Here is a 2,975-nt window from a genome sequence, read left to right as displayed (position 1 = left end):
ATAGTAGCGTATCCCTTACGGGAGCCGGAGGCATCTTTATAATCGCCGGAAACTTTTCAAACATCCTCTTACTTTCCCTGGGGGACTCTACGCGAATGCGTTCTTTGTCGTCCCTTTTGTATCCATCACAAAATTTGTAAAACCACCAAAGTCATATCATCAGTATTTTGTCTATCACTACCAATAAATTCCTCAACTTGATCAAATAAATAATCTACTATTTCCTGGGGATTATTACAATATTTACAAGCAGTGCTAAAGGAGGTAATGAAACTGTCTTCGTCATAGCGATCGCCCCCGGCAGCAGCAGCATCGGTCAAACCATCTGTATAATATATAATTGTATCCCCAGGTTCTAACTGAGCTTGAGCATCTTTATATTCGCTATGAACGTCTAAACCAATCAGCATTCCCTCCGTATCCAACCTGGTAACATTTCTTGTAGCTGCGTGCCACCACAAAGGAGGATTATGTGCAGCATTACTGTAAGATAAAATGCGCTTACAAGGATCGTATTCTGAGTAAAACAGTGTTACAAAGCGATGGGAATTTTCCAAATCAGCATACATAACTCGATTCAGATTTTGCAATATTCCCCCTGGTGAATTGCCATGTAATACTTCACCCCTCAGCATTCCCCGCATCATCGTCATAATTAAACCGGCCGGAACACCTTTACCCATCACATCACCAATAACTAAACCCCAACTAGCATCTTCTGGTCTGCCGTTTTTACTAGGGTGTAAGTGATTGTGATTGGTGGGAATAAAATCATAATAGTCTCCACCCACTCGGTTAGCAGGTTTACAGCGTGCAGCTAAGACCACACCAGGAATACTAGGACATTGACGTGGTAAAAGTCGCCGTTGAATTTCTGCACCAATTTCTAATTCTTGATCTAAACGTTCTTTTTTCCTCAGTTCTACCGCCAATTCATCGTTTTCAATTGCTACTGCGGTTTGATCTGCTACTAATCTCACTAACTTTTGTCTGGTTTCTGTCCAACTATATTCTGGATCTCGACTCAAAACGTACAGCCAACCCCGTTCTGTATGTTTAACTAAAATCGCTGTTCCGAATACTTGGACATCTGGACCCAAATACTGGTGCATTTGAGCATCTAAAATACTGGTGGACGTGGAAGGTGATACGGAGTTGGGTAAAAAGCTAATTTGACTACTGGCTGTTTCTAATGCTTTGCGGATATTCTTGCGCTGCTGGCTATCTTGCCAGTGTAGTTGTTCTAACCTGATTTGTCCATTAGGTTTATAGAGAAACAAGGCGCTGCCGTCTGCGTCTGTGACTCTAGTGGCCATGAGTGGAATCAATTCTAAAAACTGATTCAAATTATTGAAACTTCTGAGCGCGAATCCTAAAGAACTGAGCAAATCTTGAATTTTGTTTTGCTCTCTGTGCAATCTAGCCACAAGTTCTTTTAATGCCACGACTGGAGTGACATCTGTCGTAGCATTATGATTACTATCAGTGGGTTTAGAAGGCACTTGGGACACAGGTAAAGATACTATTGCATTTTAGATAAGCATAACTTTGATCACTTGTCAATCAATTTTTTTAAGGGGGCAGGGGGCAGGGGAAGCAGGGGAAGCAGGGGAAGCAGGGGAAGCAGGGGAAGCAGGGGAAGCAGGGGAAGCAGGGGAGGAATAATTAATTTATCACCCATCACCCATCACCCATCACCCATCACCCATCACCCACTCAATAAGGCTTCAACAAACTCATAACTAGAGAATGGTCGCAGGTCTTCGATTCCTTCACCAGCACCAATAAAGCGAATGGGTAAGCCTAATTGCTTGACGACGGCTAGGGCAACTCCTCCTTTGGCTGTTCCATCTAGTTTAGTTAAAACAACGCCACTGAGTTGGGCTGCTTGGGAAAAAACTTCGGCTTGTCGTAGTCCATTTTGTCCTAAAGTGGCATCCAGGACTAATAGGGATTCTATTTGGGCATTGGGGGCTTTTTTGTCGATAATTCGGCGAATTTTGCTCAGTTCGTCCATTAAGTTTTTCTTGTTTTGTAGTCTCCCTGCGGTATCTACTAATAATAGTTCTGTTTGTCGTGATTGGGCAGCAGCGATCGCATCAAAAACCACGGCGGCTGGATCTGTATTCTTCCCTGGATTAGCAATGACTTCCACACCGCTTCTATTCCCCCAAACTTTCACCTGTTCAACGGCAGCAGCACGGAAGGTATCAGCAGCACCAATTAGGCATTTATAGCCTGATTTTTGGGCTAAATGGGCAATTTTTCCAATGGTGGTAGTTTTACCTGCACCATTCACTCCAGTGATTAACCAAATATTGAGTACCTCTTTTTCTGGGGCAAAGTTGGGTTTTGCAGAAGCGATTCTCGGTGCATCTAGCATATCACGGAGAATTTTTTTCAGGTAAGCGATCGCTTCTTCTGGTGGGGTTACTTCATCCCTCAGTTTTTGCTGTAATAAGTTGATAATAAAATCCGTTGCCTCTACACCCACATCTGCCTGTAGTAGCAAAGCTTCGATTTCTGCTACAGCAGCTTGATTTAGGGGTCCTTGTCCAACAATCGCTTTCAGTTGGTTGAGGATATTCCGTCGGGTTTTATCTAAGCTTTGGCGGAGTTTTTTCAGCCAGGTAATTTCTTCAATGGAAATATCTTCTGCCCTTCTGCCCTGGGCTGCTAAAATTTCTGTTGACCAGACAAAACCATCATCAAATACCAGTTCGGGAGTTTCTGCTTCTGTCTCTGGTGTGGTGGTTGGTGCTGTCTCAATTTCCGGCACTTCGATAATGTTGGCTATCAATCTTTCTTGTTTAGCTTGCTTTTCTGCGGCTGCTCGTTCTAAAAAGGATAAGTTAGTTGTTTCTGTAACGGGAACTTCTGCAACTGGTTCTGGTTGAGTTGTTTCTGTAACGGGAACTTCTACAACTGGTTCTGATTGAGTTGTTTCTGTAACGGGAACTTCTTCAACTGATTCT

The 2,975-nt window shown here is 43.2% G+C and carries 2 protein-coding genes; both read right to left on the bottom strand.

Features of this window, described 5'->3' with window-relative positions:
* Positions 1-125: 125 nt before the first annotated feature.
* On the bottom strand, positions 126-1,511 hold the full coding sequence (locus VB711_RS04450; RefSeq protein ID WP_323284521.1) for a PP2C family protein-serine/threonine phosphatase: 1,386 nt from the start codon (positions 1,509-1,511) through the stop codon (positions 126-128).
* A gap of 197 nt (positions 1,512-1,708) precedes the next feature.
* The coding region (gene ftsY, locus VB711_RS04445) for a signal recognition particle-docking protein FtsY (RefSeq protein ID WP_323284520.1) at positions 1,709-2,975 on the bottom strand (1,267 nt) is incomplete at its 5' end.

The organism is Cronbergia sp. UHCC 0137, from assembly GCF_034932285.1.
Classification (GTDB): domain Bacteria; phylum Cyanobacteriota; class Cyanobacteriia; order Cyanobacteriales; family Nostocaceae; genus Cronbergia.
This window is presented reverse-complemented; position numbering and strand designations above follow the sequence as displayed.